At 63.6% G+C, this 7,916-nt stretch carries 2 protein-coding genes; one reads left to right on the forward strand and one right to left on the reverse strand.

Annotated elements, in window-relative coordinates; all coding sequences use genetic code 11:
• Positions 1 to 33: 33 nt before the first annotated feature.
• Complete coding sequence (locus IHQ43_RS12045; protein ID WP_192564982.1) at positions 34 to 828, reverse strand: helix-turn-helix transcriptional regulator; 795 nt, start codon at positions 826 to 828, stop codon at positions 34 to 36.
• 492 nt (positions 829 to 1,320) lie between these two features.
• On the opposite strand from IHQ43_RS12045, the gene IHQ43_RS12050 reads away from it, so the two are divergent.
• A complete protein-coding gene (locus IHQ43_RS12050; RefSeq protein WP_192564529.1) occupies positions 1,321 to 7,731 on the forward strand; it encodes a non-ribosomal peptide synthetase in 6,411 nt (2,136 codons plus the stop codon).
• Positions 7,732 to 7,916: the final 185 nt, after the last annotated feature.

The raw sequence follows: 7,916 nt of genomic DNA on the forward strand, positions 1-7,916 counted from the left end.
ACGCCGGGCGCCCGTGATGAGAAATGCGCCGGATCAGGCCCCGGCCATCCATTTCGCCAGACCGTGTCGCCCGCTGACCCCAAGCTTGGCGGCCGCGCGCTTGAGGTAGGTCTCGATCGAGCTGTTTTTGACCCGCAGTTTTTCCGCCATCTGCGGCACGGTGCCGCCAGTCAGCAAACCCAGGCAGACCTCTTTCTCGCGCACCGACAAGGTGATGTCGCCCAACGCCAGGCGTTCGTCGAACACCTGTTGCAACGGCGTCTGGGATTGATCGGCTTGTGGCGTGCGGGGCTGGCGGGCGATGGCTTGTCGACTGATGTGCGCGTGGCGCTCGATCAAGGGCAACAGGGTGTCGGACAGGCGCTTGAGGAACGACAGCTCCGGCAGAGAGAACACTCGATGCGTGTGGGGGCGGTAGAACGAGATGACGCAACGGCGGTTGGACGTGCGGGACACCAGATTGCATTGGTGGACGCTGTGGTGGGGGGGGCGATGCTGGAGCGAGGCTTTCAGTTGAATCAGTAGCGAGTCGTTCATCTCGATCATCTGTTGCAGCAGCGGGTGGTCGTCGGGGTGCTGCAACGGATCCGGGGGCGGGAAGGTGTCCGGCAAACCGGCACTGCCCAACGCCTTGATCTCGACCACGCTGGACTCCCGTTCATCCAGAGTCCACTCACTGAGATGGACCCGATTGACCGGAACGAGGTTGTCGACCAGCTGGAACATGTTGGTGGCAAAACGCTCGTTGCCGGTGCTGGCGATCAGTTCACCCAGCTGCCAATAAAAGTGCGGATTTTCCATGTTGCGAAGACTGCCGGTCAGATTCATATCCTTGTCATCCTTGATGTAGAGCCATTGTCGAATCGTCTGCCGTGCATGCACCCGTGAAACGCCCACCCAGTCTTTTCTCCTTGAAATCGATCTGGAGCGGGATTTAAGCCTATGCATTTGTCCTACGTCTGTAGGGGAAAACAGGGACACAAAGTGCCACCATTTCCGAAAAAATGGCGTCACGTTTCTGTCAGATCAATGTGTAAGGTCACGTAGTCCGTGATTGTACGATCTAGTGCGAACCCCGAAATCCGGGGCTCGGACCGACGCGTCCCACAATTGCGAGGCGCTAGTCGGTAGCACCGAGTGGCGATTGTCCTACAGGATTTTCAGCCATTTCTTTCCGAACTTTTAGGGGGATCGCTGACTTATCCGGTCCTGTTGGTTCGCAGGATGGTGCGAAGTGGGCAGGGTTGTCCGGGTTTCACGTGTCACGCGGGTTTCGGGGCCGATGCTTGAATACGCGCCAAATCACGTGAGATGGATCTTATGAACCAATTTGCTGCCGACGCGGCGGACGGTCTGTCCGCGATTTCCGAGGCCTTCCCGCTGACTGCCGCCCAGCGCGACATCTGGCTCGACCAACTGCGTCAGGGAAACTCGCCGATGTACAACATCGGTGGTTATGTCGAACTGACCGGGCCGCTGGATCCGGCGCTGATGCAGGCAGCGCTTGAAGGGCTCGTGGCCCGGCATGACGCCATGCGCACCAGCCTGCTGCCGGGGGCCGGCGAGCATGGGCTGCCGTTGCAGCGTTTTGCCCAGACCATGCCGGTGCCGATGCCGGTGCACGACTTTCGCAGCCATCCCGATCCTTACGCCGCCGCGCGCCAGCTGACTCAGGAATGCATCGAGCAGCGGTTCACGCTGGGCGGCGGGCCGTTGTTCCGGTTTCGTCTGCTCTGGCTCGATGACGACTGCCATTGGCTGTCACTCCAGGCCCATCACTTGATTGTCGATGGCTGGGGTTTCGGCGAGATGCTCAAATCCCTCGACGAGATCTACAACGCGCTGGCGCTCGGGCAGCAGCCACCCGATTCGGCGCCGTCCTATGTCGATTTCATCCGTGATGATGCGCGGTATTTTCAGTCCGCCCGTTATGCCCGCGACCGTGCGTACTGGCTGGACAAATACCGGCATCGTCCCGAACCGCTGTTGTTGCCGCGCTATCAGGAACGCTTTGCCGGCGCTGCGGCACCGACGCGGATTTTCTCGCAGGTGTTTCCGGCACGCCTGCACGAGCGCATGAAGCAGGTGGCCCGAGAGTACGGCGCATCGGCGTTTCATGTGTTGCTGGCAGCGATTCATGTGTACTTCAGCCGCAGCGCCCAGCGTGACGAATGGGTAGTGGGCGTGCCGCTGCTCAACCGTTCCGGCGCCCGGTTCAAATCGACCCTGGGGCTGTTCACCCAGGTCAGCGCGGTGCGCATGGGGTTCGGCCGCGAGTTGGCGTTCAAGGCGCTGATCAAGGCGATTGGCGATGAGTTGAAACAGGATTTCCGCCATCAGCGATTCCCCCTCAGCGAGATGAACCGCGCACTCGGACTGCTGCGCGAGGATCGCTCGCAGCTGTTCGAGGTGACCGTGTCCTACGAGCGCGACGCGCATGAGTACCGCTACGGCGATGCGCAGGGGCGAGTGGTCAAAGTGTCGAACCACGAAGAGGGCACGCCGCTATCCGTGCACCTGCTGAGCAGCCGGGGCGACGACGAGGACAGTTTGTACATGGTGTACAACGAGGCCTACTTTGACGCCGATGAAATCGCGGCGCTGAGCGGGCGGTTGCTGTGGGTGCTGGAACAGGGGCTTGAAGAACCCGCGCTTGCGGTGGGCGATTTCAGCCTGAGCCTGCCGACCGAAACGGCGCTGTTGCAGCAGTGGAATGACACGCGCGCGGAATATCCTCAAGACCTGACCATCCACCAGCGCATCGAAGCGCAAGCCGCAATGCGACCGGATGCGGTGGCGGCAGAGTTGCAGGGCTTGCGGCTGACCTATGCCGAGCTGAACCGACAGGCCAACGCCCTGGCCCATCATTTGATTGCGCTCGGCGTGCGACCGGATGACCGCGTGGCACTCGTCGCCCGCCGAGGGCTGGACACACTGGTCGCGCTGCTGGCGATCCTCAAATCCGGCGCCGGTTACGTGCCGGTCGACCCGGCCCATCCGGCGGAACGGCTGAGCTATTTGTTGAGTGACAGTGCTCCGGTCGTGGTCCTGACCCAGCGCGATCTGCGCGAACGCTTGCCGGTGCTGGACGTGCCGGTGATCGAAATCGATTCGCGCGGCTGGCCGATCAACGATCTCAATCCCGACGTCTCGGGGCTGACCACCGCGCACCTGGCCTACGTGATCTACACCTCCGGCTCCACCGGGCAGCCCAAAGGCGTGATGGTCGAACATCACACGTTATCGAATCTGGTCGACTGGCATTGCGCGGCCTTCGATCTGTGCGCCGGTCGCCATACCTCAAGCCTCGCCGGTTTCGGCTTCGACGCCATGGCCTGGGAAGTCTGGCCCGCGCTGTGTGCCGGCGCGACCCTGCACCTGGCGCCGTCCCGCGACGGCGGCGAAGACATCGACGCGCTGCTCGATTGGTGGCGCGCGCAGCCGCTGGACGTGAGTTTCCTGCCGACCCCGATTGCCGAGTACGCCTTCAGCCGTCACCTCGAACACCCGACCCTGCGCACACTGCTGATCGGCGGCGATCGCCTGCGTCAGTTCAACCGCGAGCAGACGTTCGCGGTGATCAACAACTACGGCCCGACCGAAGCGACGGTGGTCGCCACTTCGGGCCGAATCGAACCGGGCCGGACGCTGCACATCGGCAAACCCGTGAGCAATGCCACGGCCTATCTGCTGGATGACCGACAGCGTCCGGTGCCGATTGGCGTTCCCGGTGAGTTGTACGTCGGTGGTGCCGGTGTGGCGCGGGGTTACTTCAACCGTCCTGAGCTGACCGCCGAACGTTTCCTCGACGATCCATTCAGCCGCCAGCCCAACGCGCGGATGTACCGCACCGGCGACCTCGCACGCTGGCGCCAGGACGGCACTATCGAATACCTGGGCCGCAACGACGATCAGGTGAAAATCCGTGGCGTGCGCATCGAGCCCGGCGAAATCGAAGCCGCGTTGAGCAGCCATGAATCCGTGCGCGATGCTGTGGTGCAGGTGCGCGACGGGCAGTTGCTGGCCTGGTTCACCGAACGCCAGCCGCTGGATATCACGCAGCTGCATGCTCACCTCAAGACCCGTCTGCCCAGCGTGATGCTGCCATCGGCCTACGTGCGCCTGACGGCGTTGCCGCTGACGGCCAACGGCAAACTGGATCGCCAGGCGTTGCCGGCGCCGGGGCCGGAGGCGTTGATCCGCCGCGAATATGAAGCTCCGCAAGGCGACGTCGAAATCCTCCTGGCACAGATCTGGGCCGACGTACTGCAAGTCGAAAAGGTCGGGCGTCACGATCACTTCTTCGAGCTGGGCGGGCATTCGTTGCTGGCGGTGAACCTGATCGAACGCATGCGTCAGCTCGGCATGAGCAGCGATGTGCGCGTGCTGTTTGGCCAGCCGACGCTGGCGGCACTGGCCGCATCGGTGGGCAGTGGCCGCGAGGTCGAAGTGCCCGCCAACCGTATTCCGGCGGGTTGCACGCAGATCACTCCGGACCTGTTGCCGTTGGTAGAACTGGATCAGGCCACCCTCGACCGGATCATCGCCACCGTGCCGCGCGGAGCGGCCAACGTGCAGGACATTTATCCGCTCGCGCCGTTGCAGGAAGGCATCCTCTACCACCACATCACCGCCGCGCAGGGTGATCCGTATCTGCTGCAATCGCAGCTGGCGTTCGACAGCGTCGAGCGGGTCGAGGCCTATGCGGCGGCGCTGCGTCAGGTCATGGCGCGCCACGACATCCTGCGCACTGCGGTGGTCTGGGAAGGTTTGACCAATCCGGTGCAGGTGGTGTGGCGCGAAGCCGAATTGCCGGTGCAAGAAATCGAACTCGATCCGGCGGAGGGCGATGTCCTCGCGCAACTGCACGCGCGTTTCGATGCTCGTCGCTATCGCATCGACGTCAGTCAGGCGCCGCTGATCCGGCTGATGTATGCCCGCGACCCGGCCCAAGGGCGGATCGTGGCGATTCTGTTGTTCCATCACCTGGCGCTGGATCACATTGCGCTGGAAGTCTTGCGCCATGAAATGCGCGCCAACCTGCTGGGCCAGAGTGAGCCCTTGCCGCCGGCGGTGCCTTACCGCAACTACGTGGCCCAGACCCGGCTCGGTGTCAGCGAGCAGGAACATGAAGCGTTCTTCCGCGAGATGCTCGCCGACATCGACGAGCCGACCTTGCCGTTCGGCTTGCAGGACGTGCAGGGCGACGGGCGCGGTATCGATGAAGCCGTACGCACGCTTGCGCCGGAACTGGATCGGCGTTTGCGCCTTCAGGCGCGACAGGCAGGCGTCAGCGTGGCCAGCCTGATTCACTTGGCCTGGGCGCAGGTGCTGGCGGCGACCTCGGGACAGGAACATGTGGTGTTCGGCAGCGTTTTTATGGGCCGGATGCAGGGCGGCGAGGGCTCCGATCGAGCGCTCGGGGTGTTCATCAATACCTTGCCATTGCGGGTGGACATGGACCGGGGCGCGCGCGATGCCGTGCGGCTGACCCACGCCCGACTGACCGACTTGCTCGGGCACGAACATGCGTCACTGGCGCTGGCCCAGCGTTGCAGCGGCGTTGCGTCGCCGGCGCCGCTGTTCAGTGCATTGCTCAACTATCGGCACACCGACCTTGAGGTGCAGGAATCAGCGTCGGATCCGGCCTGGCAAGGCATCCAGACCCTGGAGAACGAAGAACGCACCAACTACCCGCTGACCTTGAGCGTCGATGATCTGGGCAGCGCTTTGCAGATCACCACGCGGACCCTGATCAGCATCGGTGCGCAGCGCATCGGCGACTACGTGCAAACCGCGTTGCAGGCATTGGTTGATGCCCTTGAGCAGACACCGCAACAACCGCTGAATCGCTTGCCGATCCTGCCGGCGACGGAGCTTGAGCGACTGCTGGTCGAATTCAATGCCAGCGAAGTCGATTGCCCGCTCGATCAGCCGCTTCAGGTGTTGTTCGAGCAACAAGTACAGCGCAGACCTGAAGCCATCGCGCTACAGGCTGGCGAGCAACAACTGACCTATCGCCAGCTGAACGAACAGGCCAACCGTCTGGCGCATCATCTACGCGAGCACGGTGTGCAGCCGGATTCTCGGGTGGCGATCTGTGTCGAACGCAGCCTGGATCTGGTGGTCGGTCTGCTCGGCATTCTCAAGGCCGGCGGCGCCTATGTGCCGCTGGATCCCGACTATCCGCTGGATCGCCTGCATTACATGCTGCAGGACAGCGCGCCGGTTGCTGTGCTGGTACACGAGGCCACCCGCAATCTGTTGGGCGAGCCGGGTGTGCCGGTCATCGATTTCGACCGTTGCACCTGGCAGCACGCGTCCGCGGACAATCTGCAAATACCGGGTTTGAGCGCTTCAAACCTGGCCTACATGATCTACACCTCGGGCTCCACCGGCACGCCGAAAGGCGTGATGGTCGAGCACCGCAGTGCCTGCAACATGGTCCACTGGGGCTCGCAGATCAGCCCGCCGACCGAGCACGGCGCGCTGTTGCAGAAGGCGCCGTTCAGCTTCGACAGTTCGGTGTGGGAGATTTTCTGGCCACTGAGTTCCGGCCTGCGGCTGGTGCTGGCGCGGCCCGACGGCAACCGCGATTCGGCGTATGTGACCCAGGTGATTCGCGAACGGCAGATCACCGTGGTCAAGTTCGTGCCGGCGCTGTTGCAACAGTTCATCGAACAGGACGATGTCAGTCAGTGCACCAGCCTGACCGACGTGCTCAACGGTGGCGGTGAGCTGACGGCTGCACTGGCCCGGCGCGTCCGCGAGCGCCTGCCGTGGGTGCGTCTGCACAACGTCTACGGCCCGACCGAAACCACGGTCGACAGCACCGGCTGGACGCTGGAGCCGGATCAACCGCTGCCGGAGGCCGTGGTGCCGATCGGCAAGGCCCTGAGCAACACCCGGCTCTATGTGCTGGATGCCCACGATCAACCGGTGCCGTTCGGTGTCAGCGGACATTTGCACATCGGCGGGGTCGGGGTTGCACGGGGTTATCGGGGGTTACCAGCCATGCAAGCCGAGCGCTTCATCGACAGCCCGTTCGTGGCCGGTGATCGCCTGTACCGCACCGGCGATCTGGTGCGCTACCGCGCGGACGGCAACCTCGAATTCCTCGGGCGCAATGACTTCCAGATCAAGCTGCGCGGCCTGCGTCTGGAACCGGGGGAAATCGAGGCGCGACTGATCGAGCATGCGGCGGTGCGTGAAGCGGTGGTGCTGGTGCGGGACGAGCGGCTGGTGGCGTATTTCACCGTGCGCGAAGGCTTCGACGCGCCCCCCATCGAAACCTTGCGTGCCCATGTGCTCGAGCGTTTGCCGGAGTACATGGCGCCGGGCGCTTACGTGAAGCTCGACGCGCTGCCCCTGACCCCCAACGACAAGGTCGACCGCAAAGCCTTGCCGGCACCGGGGGCAGAGGCGGTGCTCAGTCGCCGCTACGAGGCGCCCGAGGGCGAAGTCGAAATCCGGCTGGCGCAAATCTGGGCCGAAGTGCTGCAACTGGAGCAGGTCGGGCGCAACGACCACTTCTTCGAACTCGGCGGGCATTCGTTGCTGGCGGTCAGTCTGGTGGCGCGCATGCGTCAGGCCGGGCTGCACGTCGATGCGCGGACGCTGTTCAGCCAGCCGACTCTGGCCGCGCTGGCGGCTCAGACTTCGGCGCAGGCAAAACAGGTGGAAGTCCCGCAAACCACCATACCGACGCTCAACCGCAAACGCCGGCTCTGAGCCGACATCGGCGTCGATTCGCGGTTCCCGCGGATCGACGCCATGACTGGCCGGTCACGGGTCTTGTCCCCGCTTCCCATGTCAGACACCCAGGCCCCGATGTTTTAGCTTTTCCGGGCTGCGCGCGGCCGCACGGACTCGCCGCTGCGCGCTCTTTTTTCCCGAATTTACAGCAGGTTACCCCC

The organism is Pseudomonas gozinkensis (assembly GCF_014863585.1).
Lineage (GTDB): Bacteria > Pseudomonadota > Gammaproteobacteria > Pseudomonadales > Pseudomonadaceae > Aquipseudomonas > Aquipseudomonas gozinkensis.